The organism is Algiphilus sp. (assembly GCF_965216485.1).
Classification (GTDB): Bacteria; Pseudomonadota; Gammaproteobacteria; order Nevskiales; family Nevskiaceae; genus Algiphilus.
The window spans coordinates 2582959-2608908 of record NZ_OZ244162.1; the positions used below are offsets into that span (position 1 = coordinate 2582959).

The following is a 25950-nucleotide window of genomic DNA, read 5'->3' on the forward strand; positions in this document are numbered from 1 at the left end:
GCCCGGCGCTCGTTCAGCAAAGGCGCAATCAGCTTGCCGGATTGACGGCGCCGCCAGGCGCTTCGCCCCCGTCAGCCTGTGGCGTGGCCGGGGCCGTTGGCCCGCTGGGCGGCGTGCTGTCCTTGCTGCCGTCATCCCAGTTTTCCGGCGTGCCCGCCGGCTCGCCACGCATGATGCGCGCGATCTGGCCACTATCGATGGTCTCGTACTTGAGCAGCGCCTCGGCCATCGTGTGCAGCTTGTCCTCGTGCTGCTCGAGAATGGTCTTCGAGCGCGCATAGTTGCTATCGATGATTTCGCGGATTTCGCGATCGATCGCATGCGCGGTCTCGTCGGAGACATGCTTCTGCTGCTGTACGGACTTTCCGAGGAAGACTTCGCCCTCGTTTTCGGAATAGGTCAGCGGCCCGAGCTTTTCGGACAGACCCCACTTCGTCACCATGTTGCGGGCGATTTCGGTGGCGCGCTCGATATCGTTGGAAGCACCCGTCGTCACGTGCTCGTCGCCGAAAATCATCTGCTCGGCGATGCGGCCGCCGAACAGCGAGCAGATCTGGCTGTTGAGGCGCTGCTTGGTAAAGCTGTAGCGGTCCTCTTCGGGCAGGAACTGTGTGACGCCCAGTGCGCGGCCACGCGGGATGATGGTGACCTTGTACACCGGATCGTGGTCCGGCACGGACAAGCCAACAATGGCGTGGCCCGCCTCGTGGTAGGCGGTCAGGCGCTTCTCGGCGTCGGACATCACCATGGAACGGCGCTCAGCCCCCATCATGATCTTGTCTTTGGCGCGCTCGAAATCGTCCTGGTCAACCAGGCGCTTGCTGGCGCGCGCGGCGAACAACGCGGCTTCGTTGACGAGGTTGTGCAGATCCGCGCCCGAGAAGCCCGGTGTAGCACGCGCAATGACTTCCGGCTTCACGTTTTCCGCCAGCGGCACGGCACGCATGTGGACCTTCAGAATCTGCTCGCGGCCCCGCACGTCCGGCAGCGGCACAACCACCTGGCGGTCGAAGCGACCAGGACGCAGCAGCGCCGGGTCGAGCACGTCCGGACGGTTGGTCGCGGCAATGACGATCACGCCTTCATTGCCTTCAAAGCCATCCATCTCCACCAGCAGCTGGTTCAAGGTCTGTTCGCGCTCGTCGTGCCCCCCACCGAGGCCCGCGCCACGCTGGCGGCCAACCGCATCGATTTCGTCGATGAAGATGATGCACGGCGCCTGCTTCTTGGCCTGCTCGAACATGTCGCGCACGCGCGACGCGCCCACACCGACGAACATTTCGACGAAATCCGACCCGGAAATGGTGAAGAAGGGCACACCCGCCTCGCCGGCGATCGCGCGGGCGAGCAAGGTCTTACCCGTACCGGGCGAGCCCACCATCAGCACTCCGCGCGGAATCTGACCACCCAGACGCTGGAACTTGCTGGGGTCGCGCAGAAAGTCGACCAACTCAGCCACCTCCTGCTTCGCCTCTTCGACGCCCGCCACGTCATTGAACGTGATCTTGATCTGATCAGCGGCCATCATGCGCGCCTTGGACTTGCCGAAGCTCATCGCGCCGCGACCGCCGCCACCACCCTGCATCTGCCGCATGAAGTAGATCCATACCGCGATCAGCAAAAGAATCGGGAAGGAATTGATCAGCAGTGTCATCAACAACGGCGTGCCTTCGGGCTTCTGGCCCGTAATGCGCACGTTGTTGTCGAGCAAGGTACCGATCATCGCCGAATTGTCCGTCTCCGGACTCGTCGTCGAGAAGCTCTGGCCGTTGCGCATCTGGCCACGAATTTCCTGGCCTTCGATGACAACGCTTTCGATCTTGTCCTGCTTCACCTGACTCAGGAATTCGGAATAGTTCAGCTCCGGCGCGCTCTGCGAGCGATCGGAGAAACTATTGAAGACACTCATCATCACGACGAGTATCACCACCCAGAGAAGCAGGTTGCGAGCGAGGTCGTTCAAGTTTTTACCCTCGTCATTACGTTTGCTTGACAGCCCATTTAGCCTACTCGCCTTGCATGCCCCGTGCCACAAGATAGATTTCTCGTGAACGGGAGCGCGACGCCAGCGGCTTGCGCAGTGTGACGCGATCAAAGCATCGACGCAGCCGTGCTACCAATTCGTCGAAGCCCTCGCCCTGGAACGCCTTGCTGACAAAGTCTCCACCTGGCCGCAAATGCGTAAAGGCAAAGTCTTCGGCAAGTTCCACCAAAGCGGTGGCAGCGGCCTGATCGGCGCTCTTCACCCCCGATAAGTTGGGGGCCATATCCGACAAAACAAGGTCTACAGGGCGACCATTCAATGCTAGATCCAACGCTTGGACCGCACTTTCCTCGCGAAAATCCGCTTCAATCAGATGGGCTCCCGCTATGGGCTCCATAGGCAAAATGTCGATTGCGACCACGGTAACCTGCCCCTTGAGTCGCCGCAGCGCGTACTGCGTCCAGCCACCGGGTGCCGCGCCCAAATCCACAATGCACTGCCCGGGCCGCAGCAGCGCATCTTTCTGGTCGAGCTCTTCCAGCTTGTAGGCGGCTCGACCGCGATAGCCCTCGGCACGGGCGCGAGCCACATAAGGGTCGGACTCGTGCTCACTGAGCCAACGACTCGAACTCGCGGATCGCTTAGCCACGGTCGTCAACGGTCATCAAAGCAGGATGCAGGCCGCTTGCGCGACGCCCCGTCGACAGATGCCCATGGCGCGCGGGAGTCAGGCGCGATCCTCTACTTGTACTCGACCGACACAATTTCGAGTTCCCGGGTCCCGCCCGGAGCCTGCACATCCACGGCGTCACCCTCGTGCTTGCCGATGAGCGCGCGCGCCATCGGGGAGCCAATGGAAAGCAGGCCCGCTTTGATGTCGGCCTCGTCCTCGCCGACGATCTGGTAGCAGAGTTCCTCGCCGCTGTTGACGTCCTCCAGCGTGACGGTGGCGCCAAAGACCACCTTGTCGCTCTTGGGCAACTGCGTGACGTCAATGATCTGTGCCGAGCCGAGCTTGGACTCCAGCTCCTGGATGCGCCCCTCAATGAAGCCCTGCTGCTCGCGCGCTGCGTGGTACTCGGCATTCTCCTTGAGATCGCCGTGCGCACGCGCCTCCGAGATGGCGGCAATCACCGCCGGCCGCTTCTCGCTCTTCAGCACCCGCAGTTCTTCCCGGAGCCGCTGCGCCCCGCGTTCGGTAATCGGTTCTCTCATGCCTTGACTTGACTCTGTGCCAGCTGATCGTGGAGATCCTGAAGCCGGCGGACCTGGGGTTCGCTGAGGTATTCCATCGCCACGGCCGCAGCCCGCGCACCCGCGATGGTCGTGAAGTAGCACACCTTGTGGTGGATGGCGGCCGCCCGAATCGAGCGCGACTCCTCGATCGACTTCTTGCCTTCCGTGGTATTCGCGATGAAATGTATCTCGCCATTCTTGATCATGTCCACACAGTGCGGACGGCCTTCCTTGACCTTGTTGATGGTCTCCACCGTCACGCCACCGGCAGCCAGGGCCTTCGCCGTACCGCTGGTGGCCACCACGCGGAAGCCGCGCGCGATCAGCGTGCGGCCCAGTTCCACGGCCTCGGCCTTGTCGGCGTCGCGCACCGAGACGAAAGCCGTGCCAGCCGCGGGCAGATTCGCACCCTGGCCCGCCAAGGCCTTCGCGAAGGCTTCGCCGAAGGTGCCCCCAACGCCCATGACCTCGCCGGTAGAGCGCATCTCCGGCCCCAGTAGTGGGTCCACCGACGGGAACTTGTTGAACGGGAAGACGGACTCCTTCACGGAATAGAAATTGGGGCGGATCTCGCCCTGAATGCCCTGATCTTGCAGCGATTGTCCGGCCATACAACGCGCTGCGGCCTTGGCCAGCGCGCGCCCTGTTGCCTTGGAGACAAAGGGACTGGTGCGCGATGCGCGCGGATTGACTTCGATGACATAGAGCCGGTCTTCCTGCAGTGCAAACTGCACATTCATGAGGCCGACCACCTGCAGCGCACGCGCCATCTCGCCGATCTGGATACGGATCCGGTCGAAAACGCTCTCGGACAGGGAGTACGGCGGCAGCGAACAAGCCGAATCCCCGGAATGCACGCCTGCCTGCTCGATATGCTCCATGACGCCACCAATGACCACTTCCTTGCCGTCCGACAAGGCGTCGACGTCAATCTCGATGGCGTTGACCAGGAAGTGATCGAGCAGAACCGGTGATTTGTTGGATACTTGTACGGCACTGTGCATGTACTGCCGCAGGTCATCATCGTCGTAGACGATTTCCATGGCCCGCCCGCCCAGGACGTAGGACGGACGCACCACCAGCGGATAGCCCACCACCTGAGCCAGCTCGAGGGCCTGGGCCTCGCTGGTGGCAGTAGCGTTGGCCGGCTGCAACAGTCCCAGTTTCGTGATGAGCTGCTGGAAACGGTCGCGATCTTCGGCCAGATCAATCGAATCGGGCGCGGTTCCGATGATCGGCGCGCCGGCTGCCTCGAGTTCGCGCGCCAGCTTGAGCGGCGTCTGCCCACCGAACTGCACGATCACGCCTTCCGGTTGTTCGACCTCGACGATTTCCAGCACGTCCTCGGCCGTCAACGGCTCGAAATAGAGTCGGTCCGAGGTGTCGTAGTCGGTGGAAACGGTCTCCGGATTGCAGTTGACCATGATGGTCTCGAAGCCATCCTCGGACAGCGCCTGCGCCGCATGCACGCAGCAGTAGTCGAATTCGATGCCCTGTCCGATGCGATTCGGTCCGCCCCCCAGCACCATGATCTTGCGGCGGTCGCTGGGGCGCGCCTCGCACTCCTCGTCGTAGCTGGAGTAGAGATAGGCGGTGGCCGAGGGGAACTCGGCCGCACAGGTATCGACGCGCTTGTAGACCGGTCGCACGCCCAGCGCACGACGGTGCGCGCGCACTTCCAGCTCCTCGGCGCCGGTGAGGTTGGCGATACGCGCATCCGCAAAGCCCAGCCGCTTCAGCGTGCGCATCTGCGTCGCGTCGATGTCGTAGAGCGCGCTGCCGCGAACCGATTGCTCCCAGGCGACCAGTTCGGCGATCTGCTCGATAAACCAGGCATCGATGCCGCTCAGACGGCAGACTTCTTCCTCCGTCAATCCCGCGCGCAATGCCTCGCCCACATACCAGATGCGCTTCTCGCGGGCGGTCACCAGCTCTTCGCGGATGCGGTTGAGGGCGGCCTCGTCGTGCGTCTCGAACAGGTCATCGAGGCCGGAGGCCCCGACTTCCAGACTGCGCAACGCCTTCTGGAAGGACTCCTGGAAATTGCGGCCGATGGCCATGGCCTCGCCGACCGACTTCATCTGCGTGGTCAGACGCGAGTCGGCCTGCGGGAATTTCTCGAAGGCAAAGCGCGGAATCTTGGTGACGACGTAGTCGATGGAGGGTTCAAAGGAGGCCGGCGTGACGCCCCCGGTGATCTCGTTGGACAACTCGTCCAGGGTGTAGCCAACGGCGAGCTTGGCCGCGACCTTGGCAATCGGGAAGCCTGTGGCCTTGGAGGCCAGCGCCGAGGAGCGCGACACGCGCGGATTCATCTCGATCACGACCAGTCGGCCGGTTTCCGGATTGACCGCGAACTGGACGTTCGACCCGCCGGTCTCGACACCGACCTTGCGCAGCACCGCCAGCGAGGCGTTGCGCATGATCTGGTATTCCTTGTCGGTCAGCGTCTGCGCCGGCGCCACCGTGATCGAGTCGCCGGTGTGCACGCCCATCGGATCCAGGTTTTCGATGGAGCAGACGATGATGGCGTTGTCGGCGCGATCGCGCACGACCTCCATCTCGTATTCCTTCCAGCCGAGCAGGGATTCCTCGATCAGCACCTCGTTGGTCGGGGACAGATCGAGGCCGCGTCCGCAGATCTCCTCGAATTCCTCCGCGTTGTAGGCCACACCGCCGCCGGAGCCGCCCAAAGTGAAGCTGGGTCGGATGATGACCGGGAAACCGATGTCCTGCTGCAGTGAACGCGCTTCCTCCATGCTGTGGGCAAGGCCCGAGCGCGGCGACTCCAGACCGATCTCGGTCATCGCGTTGCGGAATTTCTCGCGGTCCTCCGCAAGATCGATGGCGTGCTGCGAAGCGCCGATCAGCTCGACATTGAACTCGTCCAGCACGCCGTGCCGCCACAGATCGAGCGCACAGTTCAGTCCGGTCTGCCCGCCCATCGTCGGCAGCAGGGCATCCGGGCGCTCGGCTTCGACAATCTTGGCCACCGTCTGCCAGGTCACCGGCTCAATATAGGTGGCGTCGGCCATTTCGGGATCGGTCATGATCGTGGCCGGATTGGAATTAACCAGAATGACCCGGTACCCCTCCGCACGCAGGGCCTTGCAGGCCTGCGCGCCGGAGTAGTCGAATTCGCAGGCCTGACCGATGACGATCGGGCCCGCGCCAATGATGAGAATGCTGTTGATGTCGCTGCGCTTGGGCATATCAGGTCCTGGAGGCACCGGCGTGGCGGTCGATCATGTCCACGAAGGCGTCGAATAGTTGCGCTACATCGTGCGGCCCCGGCGACGCTTCCGGGTGCCCCTGGAAGCTGAAGGCGGGGGCGTCATTCAGGGCAAGGCCCTGGTTGGTTCCGTCGAAGAGCGAGCGGTGCGTCACCGTGACGCCCGCGGGCAGATGCGCTTCGTCGATGGCGAAACCGTGATTCTGACTGGTGATCATGACCTGTCCGGTGCGCAGGTCCTGTACCGGGTGATTGGCGCCGTGATGGCCGAACTTCATCTTGTGGGTACGACCGCCCGCGGCCAGGCCCATGATCTGATGACCGAGACAGATGCCGAACAGCGGAACCCGCTTTTCAATCAACGTCCGCGCAGTGGCGATGGCATAGTCACAAGGCTCCGGATCGCCGGGGCCGTTGGAGAGCAGCACGCCGTCCGGTGCCATTTCGAGAATGCTGGCGGCGCTCGTGGTCGCGGGCACCACGGTGACGCGGCAGTCCCGGTCGACCAACATGCGCAGGATATTGCGCTTCACCCCGAAATCGCACACCACCACATGACGCCGGCCACCGGGGCGTTGCGGACAACCATTCTCCGCGAAGGTCCAGCTCGCCTGTTCCCATACATAGGTCTCTGCCGTGGTGGCTTCGCGGGCGAGGTCCGCACCGGACAAGCCCGGGAAGGCGCGCGCCTCGGCGAGCGCCGCCTGATCGATGCCGTCCCCCGTCATGATGCAGCCGGGCTGCGCACCATGGGCACGCAGATGGTTGGTGAGCCGGCGGGTATCGATGCCGGCAATGGCGACGGTGCCATTGGCCCGCAGGTATTCGTCAAAGGCCTGGGTCGCGCGGTAGTTGCTGCGCGGCCGAGGCGTTTCACGCAGGATGAGCCCGGCGAGCTGCACTTTCTCGGATTCCGCATCGTCCGGGTTGGTACCCACGTTGCCGATGTGCGGGCAGGTCAGGGTCACAATCTGACGACGGTAGGAAGGGTCCGTCAGGATTTCCTGATAGCCCGTCATCGACGTATTGAAAACCACCTCGCCGGTGGTCGCGCCCTCGGCGCCGATGGCATGTCCGTGAAAGAGTGTGCCGTCGGCGAGAGCGACGGTCGCGGGTATTGGGGCGCGCATTCGAGCGTTATCCGGTTCGGGTGGACGTCTCGACCGCGGGCAGGCGTACGCACCGGAGGTCGAACCGGGCGCGAATTCTAATGGGTCGCCGGTCCGTCGTCCATTTGTAATGTTCCCGCGCCGCCCGCCTCATCGGCGACGCGGGCCAGAGCCTCACCTTCCAGACGAAAGCGCTGCCATTCGGGTTGATGCCTCCCGCCGAGGCGGCGATAGAAGGCGATGGCCTCCGCATTCCAGTCCAGCACCGACCACTCGACACGGGCGAAACCGCGTCGGTGGGCACTGGCACAGACTGCGCGCAACAGCGCCAGACCGACACCCTGCCGCCGCCAGGATGGCCGCACGTAGAGATCCTCGAGGTAGAGCCCGGCACGGCAGCGAAAAGTGGAGAAGGACTTGAAGCTGAGCGCATAGCCGAGCAGGGGGGCATCTCCTTCGCTCGACTCTGCTTCGGCGACGAGGCCTTCGACCCATGGTCGGCGCCCGAAGGCCCCCTCCATGAGCCCCTCGCGGTCCAGCGTCAGCTCGTGCTCCAGCGCCTCGAAGGCGGCCAGCTCCTGCACCATCGACAGTACGTCGTCGATGTCCTGCGGAGCCATGACACGCAGCCGCCAGTTCGCCATCTCAGGACAGGCCGAGCACGTCGAACATGTCGTAGCGGCCGGGACCGCGACCGCGCAACCAGGCGGCGGCGCGCAAGGCCCCGTTGGCAAAGGTGGCGCGGCTGGAGGCGCGATGACCGATCTCGACGCGCTCGCCATCACCGAGGAACAGCACCTGATGGTCGCCCACCACATCGCCCCCGCGCACGGTCGCAAAGCCGATACTGCCGTCGGGGCGGGCGCCGGTGTGCCCTTCGCGCGACATGACGGCGACATCGCGCAGCGCAACGCCGCGCGCCTCGGCCGCGGCCTCGCCCAGCGCCAGGGCCGTGCCGCTGGGGGCATCGACTTTGTGACGGTGATGCGCTTCGACGATCTCGATATCGAAGTCCTGACCCAGTGATTCAGCAGCGCGCGCTACCAGCGCACGCAGCAGGTTGACGCCAAGACTGAAGTTGGCGGCCATCACAATGGGGATATCCGCGCTGGCGGTATCGATATCGGCCAGCTCGCTGGTGCTGAAGCCGGTCGTGCCGATGACCATGCCGCGCCCGGCCTGCCGCGCGGCCTCGAGCACGGCCATGGTCGCTTCCGGTCGGGTGAAGTCCACCACCACGTCGCACTCGGATACCGCGGTGGCCACGTCACTGCTGACCCGCACCGCGGACTCGGGGATGACGGGCCGCCCCATACCCTCCGCCTGGGCGTGGTCGAGGGCCGCGGCAATGCGCAGGTCGCTACGCCCCTGCGCCGCAAGCGCCAGTGCCTGGCCCATTCGTCCACCGGCGCCGGTGATCGTGACCCGCAATGCTTCGCTCATGGATTGTTCCTCGTACGGCGGTGCCTAATTGCCGATGGCGTCTTCAATGAACTTTCGCGCCTTGTCCAGCCAGGAACTCGACTGTGGCGTGTGACGCTCCTTGGAATGATCCATCGATTCCCCGAATTCGCGCAGCAACTCCTGCTGCTTGCGCGTCAGCTTCACGGGCGTTTCCACGGTTACGGTCACCATCAGGTCGCCCTTGCTGCCGCCGCGCAGGCTCGGCATGCCCTTACCGCGCAGACGGAAAGTCTTGCCCGTCTGCGTGGCTTCGGGAATCTTGAGATTGGCCTTGCCGTCGAGCGTCGGTACTTCCATCTCGCCGCCCAGGGCCGCGGTCACGACACTGATCGGCACCGAACAGAACAGATCGGTGCCCTCGCGCTCGAAGATGGGATGCGGCTTGACGTTGATCTGGATGTAGAGATCCCCGGGCGGGGCTCCTGCATCGCCCGGCTCACCGTCGCCGCTGCGCCGGATGCGGTCACCCATGTCCACGCCGGCGGGGATCTTGACCGACAGGGTCTGCTCGTTGCGGATCTGGCCCTGACCACGGCAATCGGAACAGGGGTCAGTCACCACGGTGCCGCGACCGCGACACTGCGGACAGGTCTGCGCCAGGGTGAAGAAGCCCTGTTGGATGCGAACCTGCCCGCGGCCATGACAGGACGGACAGGTGGGCGGCTTGCTGCCGCCTGCGTTACCGGTGCCCTTGCAGCTACTGCAATTGTCGAAGCGCGGGATGGTGATGGTGCGCTGGGTGCCCGCGAAGGCTTCCTCCAGCGAAATCTCGAGGTCATAACGAAGGTCCGCGCCACGGCGCGGCCCGCCGCGTCCTCCGCCACCAAAGATGTCGGAGAACATGTCGCCAAAAATATCGGAGAAACCGCCGCCGAAGTCGCCTGCGCCCGGGCCGCCCCCGCCGGTCCGTTTCAGACCCTCGTGGCCGTACTGATCGTAGATCTGCCGCTTCTGCGGATCGGAGAGTACCTCGTAGGCTTCCCCCGCCTCCTTGAACCGGTCGGCAGCGTCATCGTCCCCCGGATTGCGGTCCGGGTGGAGCTTCATTGCGAGGCGTCGGTACGCCTTCTTGATATCGTCTTCGGACGCGTTCCTCGATACGCCCAGCACCTCGTAGTAATCGCGCTGGCTCATGCTGCTCCCTGCTGCCTTGAAGTCGTGATCCCGTGTCGCCGGCGGCACCAAGCGGATCGGCATCGACCGCGCCGCGGTTCCGCCTCTGCCTGACCGATGGAGGCCCCTCGCCCACGCCCCGCCTTGCCGGCGCGCGTCCACGGGTAAACTGCAAACGCAAAACGCCCGACTGGCGGGCGCCTGCACAACTCGACAGGATACGTCGACCACCCGGCACCAGGGCCGGGCGGTCGCATCCTAACCTGCCTACTTCTTGTCGTCGTCCTTGACCTCGGTAAATTCTGCATCGACGACATCCTCGTCGGACTTGGACTGGGCCTCGCCCGCCTGGCCGCTGGCGTCGCCGCCTTCACCCTCGCTGCTCTGGGCATAGGCACGCTCAGCCAGCTTGGCGGAGGCTTCGGCCAGAGCCTGCACGGCGCTGTCGATGGCGTCCTTGTCGTCGCCCTTCACCGCTTCGCGCACGGCTTCGATCTTGGATTCGATGTCCTCTTTCTCGCCGGCTTCCATGTTGTCGCCGAGTTCGTTCATCGACTTCTCGACACCATGGATCATGGCGTCCGCCTGGTTGCGCGAGTTGACGAGGTCGGCGAACTTCTTGTCCTCCTCGGCGTGCGCCTCGGCGTCCTTGACCATCTGCTCGACTTCGTCCTCGGACAGACCCGAGCTGGCCTTGATCTCGATCGACTGCTCCTTGCCGGTCGCCTTGTCCTTGGCCGACACGTTGAGAATGCCGTTGGCGTCGATGTCGAAGGTCACCTCGATCTGCGGCGTACCACGGGCCGCGGGCGGGATATCGGTGAGATCGAAGCGGCCAAGCAGCTTGTTGGCCGACGCCTGCTCACGCTCGCCCTGGTAGACCTGGATCGTTACCGCCGTCTGATTGTCCTCAGCCGTCGAGAAGACCTCCTGCTTGCGCGTAGGAATGGTGGTGTTCTTCTCGATCAGCTTGGTCATGCGCCCGCCAAGAGTCTCGATACCCAGGGACAGCGGGGTGACATCGAGCAGCAGCACGTCGCTGCGTTCGCCAGAGAGCACCGAACCCTGGACGGCGGCGCCGACAGCCACGGCCTCGTCGGGGTTGACGTCCTTGCGCGGTTCGCGGCCGAAGAACTCCTTCACCGCCTCCTGCACCTTGGGCATGCGGGTCTGACCACCAACCAGGATCACCTCGTCGATGTCGGAGGCCTTGAGGCCGGCATCCTTGAGCGCCGTCTTGCAGGGCTCAATGGCGCGCGAGATCAGATCTTCGACCAGTCCCTCGAGCTTGGCGCGGGTCAGCTTCAGGTTGAGGTGCTTGGGCCCACTCTGGTCAGCGGTCACGTAGGGCAGGTTGATTTCCGTCTGCGTGGTGGACGACAGCTCAATCTTCGCCTTCTCGGCCGCTTCCTTCAGGCGCTGCTTGGCAAGCGGATCCTTGCGCAGGTCAATGCCCTGCTCCTTCTTGAATTCCTCCGCGATCCAGTCGATGACGCGGTTGTCGAAGTCCTCACCACCGAGGAAGGTGTCGCCGTTGGTGGCGTGCACTTCGAATTGCTTGTCACCGTCGACATCGGCGATCTCAATGATGGAAATGTCGAAGGTGCCGCCACCGAGGTCGTAGACTGCGACCTTCTTGTCGCCGCCCTGCTTGTCGAGCCCGTAGGCCAGCGCAGCCGCGGTTGGCTCGTTGATGATGCGCTTGACTTCCAGACCGGCGATCTTGCCAGCGTCCTTGGTGGCCTGGCGCTGCGAGTCATTGAAGTACGCCGGGACGGTGATCACCGCCTGCGTCACCTTCTCGCCCAGATAATCCTCGGCGGTCTTCTTCATTTTCTTCAGCACTTCCGCCGAAATCTGCGGCGGCGCGAGCTTCTGATCCTTGACCTGCACCCAGGCGTCGCCGTTGTCCGCCTTCACGATCTGGTAGGGCACCATGTCGATGTCCTTCTTCGTGATGGGGTCATCGTAGCCGCGGCCGATCAGACGCTTGATGGCGTACAGGGTGTTGGCCGGGTTGGTGATGGCCTGACGCTTTGCGGGCCGACCGACGAGCACCTGGCCGTCGTCGGTGTAGGCCACCACGGAGGGCGTGGTGCGCTCGCCTTCAGCGTTCTCGATGACCTTCGACTGGTTGCCTTCGAAGACGGCAACACACGAATTCGTCGTGCCGAGGTCGATTCCGATCGTGCGGGACATGGTTGGACTCCTATGAAAACCGTATGAAGAAATTGGTTTGGCCGTGAATGGCCTCTGTTTTGCTAGGTTGGGGCGTTCGCGCGGCGTTCAACCCCGCGGGCACGAAATTCAGGCGGCGTTGTCGCCGTCGCCCGCATCGCCGCCCTGCTCGATCGGCACCGCTGAAGCCACGACCACCCGCGCCGGGCGCAATACGCGTTCGTGCAGGCAGTAGCCCTTCTGCACGACTTCCAGCACGTGATTGGGCGCCACATCGGCACTGGGCACCATCGATACCGCCTCATGTACCGAGGGATCGAAGGCCTCGCCGGTCGGCTCGAGAACGGTCACGCCATGACGCGTCAGCGTATCGTGCAGTTGCTTCTGGGTGAGCTCGATGCCCTCCACGACCGCGCTGCCTCCCTCCGACTCGCGCGCCGACTTCAACCCCAGATCCAGGCTGTCGGCAACAGAGAGCAGGTCGCGGAAGACTTTCTCTGCGGCGTACTTGACCGCATTCGCGTTCTCGCGCTCCATGCGTTTGCGCTGGTTCTCGGCCTCGGCACGCACGCGCAGCAGTTGCTCGCGATACTCGTCCGCCGCAGCGCGCGCCTGAGCGAGTTCATCCTCGCCCTGCTGGGAAGCGGCCTCCGCGGCTGCGGCATCGGCCTGCTGCTCTGCGTGTTCGGGCGCGTGGTCGTCGCCCGTATGCTCCTGATCCTGCGGCTTGTCTTGTTCCGCCATAGCCCCTTGCTCATGCAGTGCGTGAATGGATTGGCGCCAGGGCGGCGCCACATCGCAGACACATAAGGGCGATCAGGAGACTTTCAAGCCTTGGCTGAGAATCTTTGCGGTATCGCGTACCAGCGGGATGATGCGACCATAGGCCATACGGGTCGGACCGATGACGCCAATCACGCCGGCCGTCTGGCCGTTGACGCTGTAGGGCGCGGTCACCACGCTGCACTCGTCGAGCACCCGATAGCCCGACTCTTCACCGATGAAGAGCTGGACGCCCTGTCCATCCAGGCAACGGTCAAAAATCGCCAGCAGATCACGCTTGCGATCCAGCGCCTCGAACAAGCCATGCAGACGGTCGATTTGCGCCAGGTCGGCGTACCCAAAAAGATTGGCGCCGCCGGCCACCATCATGTCGCCCTCATCCTGCCCGGACGGCGCCGCAGAACTGAGCAGGCCGAGCGCATCCTTGAGGGAGGCGTCGATATCCTGCTTAGCGACGCCGACCTCCTGGCGAAGGGCTTCGCGCAAAGCCAGTAGATCCCGGCCGACATAGTGCGCGTTGATCGCGTTGGCAAATTGCTCCAGCTCACTCGCACTGTATTCGCGCTCGGTCTCGAGCACCCGGTTCTGCACTTCGTGCTGGTTCACAACCAAAATGGCGAGCACGCGTGAACCGGACAGCGGCAGGAATTCGATTCGGCGCAGGATGGCGCGGTTGCGCCGGGGCACGGTCAACACGCCCGCCATGGTCGATACCGAAGACAGCACGCTGGTCGCCGCCTGGAGCATGTTCTCCGCGTCGGCGTGGCCATCGCCAAGAATCGCGCGCATCACGCGCTGCTGCACACGGCCGGGCATGCGCTCCGGCTCCAGCAGCGAATCGACGAATACACGATAACCCTGGTGCGTCGGTATCCGGCCTGCCGAGGTATGCGGCGAGCAGACAAAGCCCATATCGTCCAGGTCGGCCATGACGTTGCGGATCGTGGCCGGCGACAAGCTGTTCCCCACCGCACGTGACAGCTGCCGAGAAGCCACTGGCTGACCGTCCTGGATATAGCGTTCTATCAGGAGTTTGAGGAGCCAGGCCGCGCGCTTATCAAGAGTTGCCATGCACGCAAAGCTATTGTCCGGCGGCCCGGTCGTCAAGCAGGCAATCGAGACAGCAACAAGCTACCCTTGCGCTCTACCTCATAGGCCCGCGGCATGTCGCTTTTCAACACCATCGGGATCGTCGCCAAGCGCGACGCCGCCATCGCGGACAACGTGAACGCCCTCGTTGACTTCCTCGAAGCGCGTGAAATTTCCATCGTGGCTGACAGCGGTTGCGCCGGGCTGTTGCCGGATCGCGTCACGGCCAGCGATACGGCGGCGCTGTGCGCCTGCGATCTGGTCATCGTGGTGGGCGGCGATGGCACCTTGCTGAACACCGGGCGCGATCTTGCGCCCGCTGGAGTGCCGATCCTGGGCGTCAACCAGGGCCGCCTGGGCTTTATGGTCGATGTCGCGCCGAAGGACATGATCAACGTCCTCGAAGAAGTGCTCGCGGGCGACTATCACGAGGAGCAACGTCTGATGCTGGCGGCGCGCATCGAGCGCAGTGGGCGTCTTCTGAAGCGCCTGCGAGCGGTCAATGACCTGGTGATCCGCAATCAGGCCGCCATTCGCATGATCGAGTTCGAAACCAGCCTTGACGATGTCTTCATCAGTCTGCACCGCGCCGACGGCATCATTGTGGCAACGCCCACCGGATCCACGGCCTATGCGCTTTCCGGTGGCGGCCCCATCATTCATCCGGGCGTGGATGCGGTGGCGCTGGTCCCTATCTGCCCGCATGCGCTGTCCGACCGACCCGTGGTGGTCTCAGCCCGTCACGAAATCCGCATCCGCCTCAAAGGCAACGCCCGCTCACGCGCCCTGTGCACCGCAGATGGACAGGAAAATGATCTGTTGGATGCGGACGACGTGCTGTGCGTGACGCGCGAAGCGCAACCGCTCCGGCTGTTCCATCCAAGGTCCTATAATTATTTCGAAGTCCTGCGCACCAAACTCCACTGGGGACGCAACCGCGTCTGAGACCGCCCGCATGCTCGTCCATCTGGACATTCGAGATTTCGCCATCGTCGATGCCGTCTCCCTGGACTTCGACGCGGGCCTGACTGTTCTCACTGGCGAGACCGGCGCCGGCAAGTCAATCCTGATTGATGCGATCGGTCTGCTTCTGGGCGACCGGGCGGACAGCGGCTTCGTGCGCAACGACGCCTCGCAGGCGGATATCGCAGGTCAATGGGATATCGGAGGCGATTCCCGTGCACAGGAGTGGCTCGAACAGCAAGCCATGACCGATAGTGATGATCCGGCCACCCTGAATCTCCGGCGCGTCGTGACTGCCGATGGCCGCTCGCGCGCCTTTATCAATGGCAGGCCGGCGCCCATATCGGCATTGCGCGACCTCGGCGAAATGCTGATCGAGATTCATGGTCAGCACGCCCACCAGCTGCTGCGCAAAGCGGGGCACCAGCGGCAGCTCCTCGATGATTTCGGCTGCTACGACGAGGCGCTCAAGGCGGTGGCTGACGCTGCGCGTCACCTCGCGGACATGCGCAGCAAGCTCGATGCCATTCAAAGCCGCCGCAGCACGGACCCCGCACAGCTCGACTATCTGCGGCATCAACTCGATGAATTGGAGCAGCTACAACTCGCAGACGACGAGCTCGAGGACCTGGAACAGGAGCATCAGCGGCTGTCGCATGCCGGTTCCCTGCTCGGCAATGGCGCCAAGGCACTCGCTGGCCTTTCCGAGGACGAGGATGCCGTCAGTCAACGGCTGTCGAGCATCAGCTCGCTGGTTAATCAACTGCGTGACGTTGCGGCGGATTTCGGCGAGGCAGCCTCACTCGTGGAGCAGGCACAAATCAATGCGGATGAAGCCGCCAACAGCCTGCGCCACGCACTGGATCACATCGAAGTCGACCCGGAGCGGCTCCAGGAAGTGGAACAACGCCTATCCAGCATCCACGATCTGGCGCGCAAGCATCGCGTGCGCCCGGAGGAACTGCCAGCACTGACGGAACGCCTGCGCACTGAAGTGGCTGAGGCCGAAGCCGCGGGCGGTGATGTGGCTGAACTGCAGCAGGCCGTGCAGCGTGCGGAGGAGGCCTATCGCAAGGCGGCCGTCCCGCTCAGCAAGCAACGTGCGCACGCGGCTCAGCAGCTCGGGGACGCGGTGCGCGGAAAGCTCGCCGAACTGGCGATGCCGGAGGCGCGACTGGAGGTGGCCGTGCGTACCGATGTCGGTCGCAGCCCATCCATCCATGGCGATGACGAAGTGGAACTCCAGTTCAGCGCAAATCCTGGCCAGACGCCGCGTCCGCTCACGCGCGTCGCCTCAGGCGGCGAATTGTCGCGCATCAGCCTGGCCCTGCAGACCGCATTGTCGGCGCGTGCGAACGTCGGGGTGATGATTTTCGACGAGGTCGACGTCGGCGTCGGCGGTGCGACCGCCGAAGTGGTGGGCCGGCTCTTGCGACATCTTTCGCAACGCTGCCAGGTGCTGTGCGTCACGCACCTGCCGCAAGTGGCGGCCCAGGGGCACCACCAGATCACCATTCGCAAGCGGGCAGAAAAGAATCAGACGCGCGTCGAGGCGCAGACACTCTCCCGGGACGACCGCCGCAAGGAACTGGCGCGCATGCTGGGCGGTATCGATGTCACGCAGCAGACGCTCAATCTTGCCGACGAGATGCTCAGCGCCAACGCTGCATCCTGACGGCGAGTGCGCACCGCTGGGGGACCGAATTCGCCGCGCTCAGTCCTTGCCGGGCTTCAGAGGCCGCACATAGAGCACGAGGCTGTGATCTTCGATCTCGTAGCCGTGTTCTTCGGCGATCTTGGCCTGCAGGCGCTCGATCTCGGCGTTGTAGAACTCGATGACCTTCCCGGTCTTCACGCAGACCATATGGTCATGGTGCTTGTCCGGGGCCAGCTCGAAGACAGCGCGACCATCGGAAAAGTGATGTCGCTCCACGAGACCCGCGGACTCGAATTGGGTCAGCACGCGGTAGACCGTCGCCAGACCGATGTCCTCCCCCGAATCCAGCAGCATCTTGTAGACGTCTTCCGCGGAAAGATGCCGCGTCTGGCTTCCTTCCAGGATCTGCAAAATCTTCAATCGGGGCAGCGTAACCTTCAGGCCAGCGTTACGTAGGTCTTGCGATTCCATAGGGGCACGTTAGCAGGTTTTGTCTTACCATTGCGGGATTATGCGAAAGCACATGATCCCGCACGTTCTTCTCGGCAGCGCGCTCGTTGTAGGCCTCAGCGCGTGCAACATTGTCTACAAGCTCCCGACGCGACAAGGCAACGTGCTCGAGCAGAGCAAATTGGAGCAAATCGAAGTCGGCATGACGCGCGATCAAGTGCGCTTCCTTCTCGGAACGCCACTGGCAGCCAGTCCATTTACCGACGAGCGCTGGGACTACCTGGGATTCTACCGCAGCCCGCGTGGGCAGACCGCCCAACGCGTGGTCAGCCTCTACTTTGATGGCAATTCCCTGGTGCGTGCCGAAGGCATCGAGCCGGAGGATAAGGAAGCGGTTAAGGCCACCGAACCGGAAGCCGTGCGCGAGGACCTGGAAGCACTGGGAGAAAGCCCCGGCCGCGACCGTGGTGAAGAGGCTCCCGACGATGTCGTCAATCCCTTGCCCCGCGGGCCGAGCGACGTCTGAGACCGCAGCGGCTGGGGACTATTGCTTGCCCTTGTCCGCCTGCGCGCGGGCGCGCCTTGCTTCTTTCGGATCGGCTTTCAAAGGGCGGTAAATCTCGACGCGATCTCCACTGCGCACCGCGTCATCAAGCGCCTTGAGCTTGCCGAACACGCCCACGCGCATGGTATCCAGATCGATCTCCGGCACTTTATCCCGTATCCCTGAGTGCTCAATGGCGTCACGCAAGGTTGCACCCTCGGGCAGATCGGTCGATAGCAGTACCTGGCGATCCGGGTAGGCAAAGGCCACGCTCACGCGCAATAGATCTCCAGTCATGCTGCAACACTCCAGAATCCCACCACCCAATCGATCACACCCACGCCGTAGAGCAAGGTGAAGATCGCCGCAACCCGGGCCGGATAGACCAGCAAGAACCGAAGGCTCAGGGCGCGCCGACCGACCCGACGCGTCTCGTAATCCTTCAATCGCGCGCCCATGGCTATGGATAGCTGCGCGCGCGACCATACGCGACCCACATACAGACTAATCGTGAGGATGGCCAAAGGCGCCCCCCACTGCAGACTAAGCGTCTGCATCCAGCCAAAAAGGCTTCTCCCGCCAATATCGCTGAACAGGGCTGAGCCGAAGGTCAGGACCGTACACAGCCCCACCGCCCACACCGCCGTGCCCACCACCCCCACCGCATAGACGCGGGTGCATCGCTTGCGCCCCATCACGAACTGCACGAGCGGCTCCATCAGCGCGACCATGGAAGCCAGCGCGAGCAGTGTCATCATCAAATAAACCGCAGCGGGCACCCAGCGCGCATCCTGCGCGGCGGCGTACTGTACAAGAGCAACGAAGAGCGTCGGCATCTGGCCGCCCGCCGCAATACCTGCCGACTGCACGAATCCGACGATCAAACTGCCGGCGACCAGCGCGAATAACGTGGACCCAAGCAAGGTCAGGGCCGACAATCGAAGAATGCGCCCCCGCTCCGGCAGAAAGGCGCCCAGCGCAAGCATCATGCCCAGTCCGATCCCGGCCGAGAACAAAGCCTGCCGGATGGCTTCGCTGGCACCCCGCCACCCCAAAGCAGACCAGTCCCAGGTGAGCCAGATCGCCATTGCCGCATCCAGCCCTGTTCCCCGGCCTGCCATTAACGCAAGAAAGAGCACCAGAAGCAGGGCCATCAGCATGAGCGCGCGCGAAAACTGCTCGATACCGCCACGCAAACCGCGCGCCACGATCACGCCGCTGGCCACCACCATCAGCGTATGCCAGGCCATGGAGCGCTCCGCGTCCTGTGCCAGCGCCAGGAAGGGCGCGGCGGCGTCGTCCACCTGCAGGGGGAACAGATTGTTGCTGAGCGCGCGAATGAAGAAGGCCGCGTTCCATCCCGCGATGACGGCGTAGTAGCTCACGACGAGCAACGGAACCATCAAACAAAGCCCCGCCAGAAGCAGCCAGCCGCGGGTCAATGATCGCTTCCGAATATCGGAATACAGCGCGCCGGCGAAGTCCTGCCGAAGCAATCGACCGAGCATCAGTTCGGCACTGAGCAGCGGCCACGCGGCGATGCCAAGCGCCAATACATAGACGAACAGGAAGGCACCCCCGCCATATTGCTGCGCCAGCACCGGCAGCCGCAGGACGACACCCACGCCGACCGTCGCGGCGATGGCAGCAAAGACGAAGGCGGTTGCCCCCCGCCAGTAGCCCCCAGGACTGGGTGGGATGGCGATGTCAGTCACGCGCGAACCGAGGCAGGGGTCGCCATTCCAGGCTGCGGCAGGGTGTATGCATGGGTCTCCTTATAATGCGGCTATGGCTCACGCATCTGCGAAAAACAAACCATCCGACGCCCGCGTCATTGCGGTCAATCGCCGCGCGCGGTTCGAATACTCTATCGAAGATCGCTTCGAAGCCGGCCTGGTGCTCGAAGGCTGGGAAGTCAAGGCGCTGCGAGCCGGGCGCGCACAGATTACAGAAGCTTACGTCACGATCCGCAACGGTGAAGCCTACCTCCTCGGTGGCCACATCACGCCGTTGCAATCCGCCTCGACGCACATTCATCCGGACGCACGGCGGACGCGCAAGCTGCTGCTGCATGGCCGGGAGCTGGCCCGACTGATCGGCAAGGTGGAACGCGCGGGCTATACCCTGGTTCCGCTAGACCTACACTGGACGCGCGGCCGCGCCAAACTCGAAATCGGCCTCGCCAAGGGCAAGAAACAGCACGACAAGCGCGCCGACGAAAAACAGCGTGAGTGGCAGCGCCAGAAGGAGCGCATTCTCAAGAACAACTAATCACTGGGGACGCAAGCGCCAAAGCGGAACTTCCTGACCGGTTGAACGTCCCAGTGGGCGCAAGCGTTGCGCTCTGTTACGCTTGTAGAACCTGGGGGCGATCTGGGCTCGACGGTGATCGTGAAACCCAAGGTGCATGCCGAGGTGTCACCTCCCTCGTAAAACCTGTGGCAACAAAGTTAGTTGCGAACGACGACAACTACGCCCTCGCCGCCTAAAAACCGGTGAGCGCCCTACCGACTGGTGCCGATCCTGGTCGGATCCGGGCGTCGACTATGATCGGCTCGCGATGACGGCCTGTCCCGGCCAATCCATCGCTAAACCCAAACGGGACTAAGCGCTTGCCAAGCCGATAGTCCGGGCGGCCGACAAGCGTCGAAAACCCAAACCTGGACTAAGCATGTAGAGCCGAGGGTGGAGCATTATCGGACGCGGGTTCGATTCCCGCCGCCTCCACCAGTTTTGTCGTCAATGTGACTTGGTGACGTGAAAATGCCCGCATTACGCGGGCATTTTCGTCATTCGGCGAAGAGAAACGGCGAAGTGGTCTCAGCCGGTCAACCTTCCGATGAAGGACAGGATGTCTTCGATGATCGTATCGAGGTTGTCCACGGTGTTCTGGACCGCCTGCACCAGTCCTCCCTGATCGGAACCGTCGCCAACGAGCAGTGCCGTCAAACCTTCCTCGAGTTGACCACCCTGAATCAGGTTTGCCACAAGCTCGGCCAGCGCACCGTTGCTCTCAAGCGTGTCACCCAGGATCTCGACCAGTTCTTCCTGCGTGAGCTCGTCGCTGAGCGCCTCCAGCACCCCGCCGTCGAGCAGCAATAGATCGACCAGCCCAATGTGATCGCTGTCCCCTCCGATGAGGCAAAGCGTACCCAGGTTCGCCTGGCACGCATCTGCCGTACCGTCGGTGAGCAGGGCCTCCACCAGACCGGCGACACCGTCCGGGCCGAGAATGCCGGCCAAGCCGCCGCCACTGCCATCTCCCAACAGCAGTGAACCGATGATGTCCTGGAGGTCGCCGTTGCCTTGGCCATCCCCAAGCAGAAGGAGTTCCAGCGCCTCCTGCAACTGACCATCAGTGATCAATCCCGTCAGGATGGCGTTCAGGCTTCCGTCGTCGTTCTCCAACAGCGTCGCGATGGCTTCAACCAAGTCCTCGGCATTGATTTCACCGGCAAGCGGGCCGAGGGGGCCTGTTGGCCGGAGCAGGATGTCCACGATCCCGCCGCTATGGTTGTCTCCGCCGATCAGACAGAGATTCGATACCGGAACGCGGCAGTCCTGCAGATTCAGTACGGATGGCCGCTGGTAAGCGTGCGCGAGGGCCTGTCCCATATTCTTGGTCGCGTCACGGAAATTGCGCTCCTTGAAGATGAACCCGGTCGCGGGATGCCCCGTCTCCGCGGTGAAGCGAATGCGCGCCCAGCCCGCGGCTTGATCGCCTGCCAGGCCCGCGCTGTCGACATCGATCGTGCGCGCCGCATTGGAATTGAGGACATTTGGCAGGTCGCTCCCGCGACCAATGCGCAGGACATTCGCGGAATGCACCAATGCGCGGGCCGCTGGAGGCGACAGCACCAGCAAGGGGGGGAGATCCGGCGCCAGGTCAAAAATGGGGCCGGTGTCCAGCGCCGCCGTGTTCTCCTCCCGGTCGTAGACCGCGATGGTGAACTCCGTTGGTGATGCGCCATTATTGCCCGATTGGAACCGCTGATTGAACGGTTCGAGTGGACACGTGGAGAGCAGCAGCAATTCGGGGGGCAGCAGCGTCAGAGGGTTGAACCCGAGGTAAGGCAGACCCGGTACGCCCACCACCGTACCGCCAGACGACCGTGAGTTCCGGTAGACGTTACACGCAGCGTGCAAATTGAGCGCGTCCTCATCCACGTGAAAGCGCTTGGTGGGCATCGTCACCACCCACTCGGAGCCCGCGCCCGTATTGGGATTGTTACTCCACTCATTGGCCACCGAATTGGCGGCGATTCCCGCCTCGATCTGCGCGAGTCCGGTCGTACTCCAGAGGTCGTTTGAGGAAGCGAGCGTCGGCTCCAGGTTGAAGGGAAAACCCTGTGCAGTGACCAGATTGCGGCCTTCGCCGTAACCGGCGATCGGGAAGGAATCCACCCCCGCTGCCGTTCCGCGGTCCTGATTGACCAAGGTTGCGTTCACCTTCAGCGGAGTCGGTGAGACGATCGGGCCATATCCCGAAGGATTGGTGGCCGTCGCGCGGGCTATAGGATTGCCGGAGCCCTGGTCCCCACGGATGGCAAGTGGCGTCTCTGAAAGGATGCTCTCCAACAACACCTCGAGGAAGTTGCCCGCTTCCTCCGGCTCGAAGTCTTCCGCCACGCGCAGACAGTTGCGAGGAATGCCATTCTCATGCTTCGCGAACCAGGCCGTGCTTCCGCGGACGTCGTTGGCCGGATCTGGCGCCGTACCCTGCCCCGCTGTCTCCCCCATCACGAGTACCGTGATGTAGCCCTCGCGCATGCGCTCGATACTGCCGTCGGTTGCATCGTGATCGCGGAAGGAAAGCGAGACCAGCCCCAGGAAATCGAAGATCGTCGAGTAACCTTGTTCGCTGGCTCTCAGCCCCTCGCTACGAATATTGAGCGGGCTCGTGCAGGAAGTGTCGTTCGTCCGCAAGACCGGCCGACCATCCGCATCCGCCTGAATGTAGGCCGTCCATACATCCAACGGACTCAGCGCCACGTTGAAGTTCATCACGCTTCGGCCGTTCTGCGCTTCGTGTAACCGCACTTTGACCGCGAGCGAGTTCGTCGTGGTGTTGGTGAGGTTGATCAGCGTTTCCCAACCGCCATTCACCGAATAATAGGGCACCACAACAGCACTGCCGCTGCCGTTGGTAGACACCGTGACGGCCCCGACCTTCGACGGCGTGCCCGCAAGGAGGACAAGAGGCAAGATACCGAAGCTGCACCAGCGCGCGAAAATGCTTCTCATAGCGAATGAACCCCTACAGCGCAGAGCAGGGTCAGCTTCGTAGTACGCTGATGAGTCTGTCGTCGCATCACTTCCCTCTAGCGATGCAAAGCCCTGGAACCGAACCGCCAGCGCGTGCTGCGAGAAACCCCCTGCCTTGATTCCCCGCACCCTCCGTTACGGCCGAGTATAGCCAGCGCCTTTTGAGGGTGTCGACCTCAGGCGCTTACATTGCAGCGAAGCCTCTGCGACCGGGGGATAGCATTCAGTCCTCTGGAGGTGACGCCTCCAATGGAATGCTGGTGGCATGATTGAACTCGCGGCTGAATATCTGCCAGAAGGCCACGAAAAGCACCGCGATTAGGGGACCCACCACGAATCCGCTGATCCCCACCATGACAATGCCACCCAGGGTAGAAAGCAGCACCATCCAATCCGGCAGCTTGGTGTCCCGTCCCACCAGAATAGGACGGAGCACATTGTCGGCGAGGCCAATGATCAAGACACCGTAGGCAATCAGCACGGTGGCCGAGACCCACGATCCGATGGCGTAGAGATAGATGGCTGCGGGCAACCAGACCAGACCGGCACCCACAGCGGGAATCAGTGACAAGACGGTCATCACCACGCCCCAGAGCAGCGGCGCAGGAAGCCCCAGAATCCAGAAAATCAGCCCGCCCAGCATGCCCTGAACAATCGCCACTAGGAGGTTGCCTTTCACTGTGGCTCGCGCCACTTCGGCAAATTTCTGGAACAACAAGCGCTCACGTTCATCCCCCAGAGGAAGCGCGTGGATCAGTTGATCGATCAACACGCGACCGTCACGCAGCAGGAAAAAAGCGACATACAGCATCAAGGCGACTTGCAGCACGAAACCGAATGTCCCCTGCCCAAAAGCCAACGCATTGCGAGCCAGGAATTGACTGGCCACCACGGCCGCCTGTGCTGCGTTCTCGCGCAGGCTGTTGACATCAATGTCGAAGCGCTCAAGCAAGTCCTGCACCGCCGGGAAGGCCTGGCGCACCCGTTCGACATAATTGCCCGGTTGGATCTCGCCGGACTCGATCTGCTGATAGACCGCCAGCGCCTGCTGCAGGAAGGAACCGAAGAGAAACAGGATCGGCAACACGACCAGCACCATGCATGCCACCAGTGTGGTCATTGCGGTCAGATTCGGTCGGCGCCCCCAGCGCCCTTCCAGCCACACCTGCATGGGGTGGAACAACACCGCGATGATCACGGCCCAGAGCAAGGGCGCCCAGAAGGGCATCATCAGCAGTCCGAAGACCACCGTGACCAAGGCCAGCGTGATCAGGAAGGTGGACTGCTCCAGCTTTTCGCTCATCGTGTCACCGAGGCTGCGGTTCAGAAGGCGGACACTCTACGGGCCAGCCAGAACGGCGGCAATTGCGGGCATCACCGAGACCCTGTGCCCGCACCGCAGCGCAGATTCAACGCAGGATGGGTTTACTCGCCCTGATCCCCCCGCCACATCCGTTGCTCGATCTCCGATATGCGGGCCTCCGCGGCATCCGCACTGCGCCCGCCGATGAGCACGAAGGTCGCGACCAGACCCACCAACAGGCCCTGCCAGGGTTCAAAGAAGGCGAGCGCGGCGCCTGTCAGCAACGCCACGCCGCGCTCGGTGGGGTGGCGCACCACAGCCATGGCGACGTAGGCGCAAGCGAAGCCCGTCAACACCAGGGTGAGCGATAGCGCGATGCCCATCAGTGGTTTGAGCCCGGTCAGCAGCGGCAGTAGGAAAAAGACGAAGGGCAGGCCCATGAAATAGTAAGAGGCGATGCCGCTGTGCAGACTGGGCATGGCACGCGCGCCCTGTCTCCAGCGTTGCACGATGGCCACGTGCACCCCTGTCCAGACGCTGCCCTGGGTGGGAAAGAAGGGCGCGGCAATCGCCATGACACCGTTGCGAATGGCCAGCGACCAGTGCGATCGGGTCGCATCGATGTCGATGGGATCATCGGCGCGATGCGCACTCGCGTCGCGAATGATCTCATTGCCGGTCACAAGGTCCCCAAACAGGATGATGTAGGTCACCAGGGCCAGCGGGACGGCCGCGACGAACATCTCGACACTGGGCCAGCCAATCGCCAGCGGGGACACCTTGGCCCAGGTATCCATAAACGGGGGAATCAGAATGCCCCACTCGATGTCGTACTGCACCTCTCCGACCAGCGGGCCCACGATAGCCGCCACCAGAAAGCCCGGGAGCAAGCCCAAGCCACCCAACACGTGCAGGAACCGGAAGCGGGTCTTCAACAGCCGGAAAGGGATCGAAAAGATGAAGATCAGGCACACCGCACAGGCGGTGATGGTGGCGATTGGCTGCGCCAGCAAGTACTCGGGTGCATCGTCTACAAAGACGCGCTTGAAGGCTGCGATTGCGGCACCGAGGATCAAGCCCGCCTTGAGCGCGTCGGGCAGCCATTCCATGAAGCGTCTCCCCATCCCGCTCGCCCCCAGCAACAGCAGCATTGCGGACAAGGTGATGGCCAGGGCCGTCATCGCCTGAAAACGCTCTGTTGGCGAATCGTAGCCGCCAAGCACGAAGGTCAAGACCAACGGCAGGGCTGGCGTCACCCAGCCGGGAGCGTACGGTTCACCAAAAAGAATCGGTGCCGTGCCGAGCAGAAAGCCGCTGATCAACGACATGGTCACGGCTTCTTCGAAGGTCAGGCCGAAGTGCGCCGTCATCATCGGCACCAGCGCCAGCCCGGTCGCCGACGCGAGGGCCGTACCCTGCAGGAATTCCGGCCAGCAAAGCCGCGTATGCACGAAGGGAACCCGGAAACGAAACATTCCCCACTGCCAGCCCGTGCGCCTATCCGCGCCGCGATCTGCTTGCGCCATCTCGATCTCCTCGAAGCCTTGTTATTTCCCGCTTTGCTCGCAGCTTCGCATGCC

General features: G+C 63.2%; 21 protein-coding genes and 1 other RNA gene. 5 read left to right on the forward strand and 17 right to left on the reverse strand.

Going from position 1 to position 25950, the window contains the following annotated elements:
- Nucleotides 1-28: 28 nt before the first annotated feature.
- The 11 genes from ftsH to hrcA form a co-directional block, all read right to left on the reverse strand.
- Nucleotides 29-1963 carry an ATP-dependent zinc metalloprotease FtsH gene (gene ftsH / locus ACOOFO_RS12035; protein ID WP_420427003.1) on the reverse strand — a complete coding sequence of 645 codons (1935 nt, stop codon included), beginning with the start codon at nt 1961-1963 and terminating at the stop codon, nt 29-31.
- Between the two features lie 43 nt (nt 1964-2006).
- Complete coding sequence (locus tag ACOOFO_RS12040) at nt 2007-2573, reverse strand: RlmE family RNA methyltransferase (RefSeq protein WP_420427004.1); 567 nt, start codon at nt 2571-2573, stop codon at nt 2007-2009.
- Between the two features lie 152 nt (nt 2574-2725).
- Nucleotides 2726-3199 carry a transcription elongation factor GreA gene (gene greA / locus ACOOFO_RS12045; RefSeq protein WP_420427005.1) on the reverse strand — a complete coding sequence of 158 codons (474 nt, stop codon included), beginning with the start codon at nt 3197-3199 and terminating at the stop codon, nt 2726-2728.
- Nucleotides 3196-6432 (reverse strand): carbamoyl-phosphate synthase large subunit, encoded by a 3237-nt coding sequence (gene carB, locus ACOOFO_RS12050; protein WP_420427006.1) that lies wholly within the window; start codon nt 6430-6432, stop codon nt 3196-3198. The genes greA and carB overlap by 4 nt, the downstream gene beginning before the upstream one ends.
- A gap of 1 nt (nt 6433) precedes the next feature.
- Nucleotides 6434-7582 (reverse strand): glutamine-hydrolyzing carbamoyl-phosphate synthase small subunit, encoded by a 1149-nt coding sequence (carA, locus tag ACOOFO_RS12055; protein ID WP_420427007.1) that lies wholly within the window; start codon nt 7580-7582, stop codon nt 6434-6436.
- Nucleotides 7583-7659: 77 nt separating this feature from the next.
- Nucleotides 7660-8181 carry a GNAT family N-acetyltransferase gene (locus ACOOFO_RS12060; RefSeq protein WP_420427008.1) on the reverse strand — a complete coding sequence of 174 codons (522 nt, stop codon included), beginning with the start codon at nt 8179-8181 and terminating at the stop codon, nt 7660-7662.
- A gap of 25 nt (nt 8182-8206) precedes the next feature.
- Nucleotides 8207-9004: a 4-hydroxy-tetrahydrodipicolinate reductase gene (dapB, locus tag ACOOFO_RS12065; RefSeq protein ID WP_420427009.1), complete on the reverse strand. Its 798-nt coding sequence runs from the start codon at nt 9002-9004 to the stop codon at nt 8207-8209.
- 24 nt (nt 9005-9028) lie between these two features.
- Nucleotides 9029-10159: a molecular chaperone DnaJ gene (dnaJ, locus tag ACOOFO_RS12070; RefSeq protein ID WP_420427010.1), complete on the reverse strand. Its 1131-nt coding sequence runs from the start codon at nt 10157-10159 to the stop codon at nt 9029-9031.
- 246 nt (nt 10160-10405) lie between these two features.
- Nucleotides 10406-12337 (reverse strand): molecular chaperone DnaK, encoded by a 1932-nt coding sequence (gene dnaK / locus ACOOFO_RS12075; protein WP_420427011.1) that lies wholly within the window; start codon nt 12335-12337, stop codon nt 10406-10408.
- Nucleotides 12338-12445: 108 nt separating this feature from the next.
- Nucleotides 12446-13060: a nucleotide exchange factor GrpE gene (gene grpE, locus ACOOFO_RS12080; RefSeq protein ID WP_420427012.1), complete on the reverse strand. Its 615-nt coding sequence runs from the start codon at nt 13058-13060 to the stop codon at nt 12446-12448.
- A 72-nt stretch (nt 13061-13132) separates the two neighbouring features.
- Nucleotides 13133-14170, reverse strand: coding sequence for a heat-inducible transcriptional repressor HrcA (hrcA, locus tag ACOOFO_RS12085; protein ID WP_420427013.1), 1038 nt, complete (start codon nt 14168-14170; stop codon nt 13133-13135).
- Nucleotides 14171-14263: 93 nt separating this feature from the next.
- Here hrcA and ACOOFO_RS12090 point away from each other — a divergent pair, with 93 nt between their 5' ends.
- The gene (locus ACOOFO_RS12090) at nt 14264-15133 is read left to right on the forward strand and encodes an NAD(+) kinase (RefSeq protein WP_420427014.1); all 870 of its coding nucleotides are present in this window, start codon (nt 14264-14266) and stop codon (nt 15131-15133) included.
- Nucleotides 15134-15143: 10 nt separating this feature from the next.
- Nucleotides 15144-16826, forward strand: a complete 1683-nt coding sequence (gene recN / locus ACOOFO_RS12095; protein ID WP_420427015.1) for a DNA repair protein RecN — start codon at nt 15144-15146, stop codon at nt 16824-16826.
- Between the two features lie 39 nt (nt 16827-16865).
- Here recN and fur read toward each other — a convergent pair whose 3' ends face one another.
- Nucleotides 16866-17279, reverse strand: a complete 414-nt coding sequence (gene fur, locus ACOOFO_RS12100) for a ferric iron uptake transcriptional regulator (protein WP_420427016.1) — start codon at nt 17277-17279, stop codon at nt 16866-16868.
- 52 nt (nt 17280-17331) lie between these two features.
- Here fur and ACOOFO_RS12105 point away from each other — a divergent pair, with 52 nt between their 5' ends.
- Nucleotides 17332-17784 (forward strand): outer membrane protein assembly factor BamE, encoded by a 453-nt coding sequence (locus ACOOFO_RS12105; protein ID WP_420427017.1) that lies wholly within the window; start codon nt 17332-17334, stop codon nt 17782-17784.
- Between the two features lie 18 nt (nt 17785-17802).
- Here ACOOFO_RS12105 and ACOOFO_RS12110 read toward each other — a convergent pair whose 3' ends face one another.
- Both ACOOFO_RS12110 and ACOOFO_RS12115 read right to left on the reverse strand, forming a co-directional pair.
- Nucleotides 17803-18099 (reverse strand): RnfH family protein, encoded by a 297-nt coding sequence (locus tag ACOOFO_RS12110; RefSeq protein ID WP_420427018.1) that lies wholly within the window; start codon nt 18097-18099, stop codon nt 17803-17805.
- Nucleotides 18096-19517: a sodium-dependent transporter gene (locus ACOOFO_RS12115; protein WP_420427019.1), complete on the reverse strand. Its 1422-nt coding sequence runs from the start codon at nt 19515-19517 to the stop codon at nt 18096-18098. The genes ACOOFO_RS12110 and ACOOFO_RS12115 overlap by 4 nt, the downstream gene beginning before the upstream one ends.
- A 73-nt stretch (nt 19518-19590) precedes the next feature.
- On the opposite strand from ACOOFO_RS12115, the gene smpB reads away from it, so the two are divergent.
- Together smpB and ssrA are read left to right on the forward strand one after the other, a co-directional pair.
- Nucleotides 19591-20073, forward strand: a complete 483-nt coding sequence (gene smpB / locus ACOOFO_RS12120; RefSeq protein ID WP_420429766.1) for an SsrA-binding protein SmpB — start codon at nt 19591-19593, stop codon at nt 20071-20073.
- Between the two features lie 93 nt (nt 20074-20166).
- Nucleotides 20167-20532, forward strand: a transfer-messenger RNA (tmRNA) gene (gene ssrA, locus ACOOFO_RS12125).
- Between the two features lie 90 nt (nt 20533-20622).
- Here ssrA and ACOOFO_RS12130 read toward each other — a convergent pair.
- From ACOOFO_RS12130 to ACOOFO_RS12140, 3 genes are all read right to left on the reverse strand, one after another.
- On the reverse strand, nt 20623-23046 hold the full coding sequence (locus ACOOFO_RS12130) for a hypothetical protein (protein WP_420427020.1): 2424 nt from the start codon (nt 23044-23046) through the stop codon (nt 20623-20625).
- A gap of 244 nt (nt 23047-23290) precedes the next feature.
- Nucleotides 23291-24370, reverse strand: coding sequence for an AI-2E family transporter (locus tag ACOOFO_RS12135; RefSeq protein ID WP_420427021.1), 1080 nt, complete (start codon nt 24368-24370; stop codon nt 23291-23293).
- A gap of 122 nt (nt 24371-24492) precedes the next feature.
- Nucleotides 24493-25896, reverse strand: a complete 1404-nt coding sequence (locus ACOOFO_RS12140; protein WP_420427022.1) for a hypothetical protein — start codon at nt 25894-25896, stop codon at nt 24493-24495.
- Nucleotides 25897-25950: the final 54 nt, after the last annotated feature.